Origin of the sequence: Flavobacterium aureirubrum, assembly GCF_038739835.1 — a bacterium.
Lineage (GTDB): Bacteria > Bacteroidota > Bacteroidia > Flavobacteriales > Flavobacteriaceae > Flavobacterium > Flavobacterium aureirubrum.
The window spans coordinates 1-553 of sequence record NZ_JBCGDO010000085.1 but is presented as its reverse complement, the minus strand read 5'-3'; the positions used below and the strand labels follow the sequence as shown (position 1 = coordinate 553).

The window sequence follows — 553 nt, the reverse complement described above, 5'->3', positions numbered from 1 at the left end:
GGCGCCAGTTTCAGCTTTGGCATCAGGACAGACAACACGCTCTGGGGATGGGGTCAAAACAACCAGTACCAAATGGGGAACAACACCTGCTGTGCCAATCAGTTGACCCCCATTCAAATAGGCACCGCCAGCGATTGGAAACAAGTGAGCGCTTGCTCCACTACATCTGCGGTTCTTGCACTGAAAAATAATGGTACCCTCTGGGGATGGGGTACTAATGTCACTGGTCTTATAGGTCCTTCTAACCTCACGGTTCGAACCGTACCTACGCAACTGAGTAATGATACCGATTGGGCTTTTTTAGATACCGGCTCCTTTCATGCGCTGGCGCTAAAAAACAATGGCACCCTATGGGCGTGGGGTGAAAATCAATATGGGCAAACTGGGGATACCCTCCCAATACTTTTTTTTAGAGATACCCCTTTGCAGATAGGAACCGATACTTGGCTGACGGTGAGTGCTGGTTTCGACAGCTCTTATGGCATTAAAAGTAATGGTACACTCTGGGCATGGGGTCGCAATGATAAAAGCCAGTTGGGCGATGGCACCACCA

1 protein-coding gene and 1 pseudogene are annotated in these 553 nt (G+C 49.5%); both read left to right on the top strand.

Annotated features, from left to right (window positions below; translation table 11 throughout):
• Window positions 1-63 (top strand): annotated as a pseudogene (locus tag WFZ85_RS16495) (hypothetical protein); the annotation flags it as partial.
• 9 nt (window positions 64-72) lie between these two features.
• The coding region (locus WFZ85_RS16045; protein ID WP_413789746.1) for an RCC1 domain-containing protein at window positions 73-553 on the top strand (481 nt) is incomplete at its 3' end.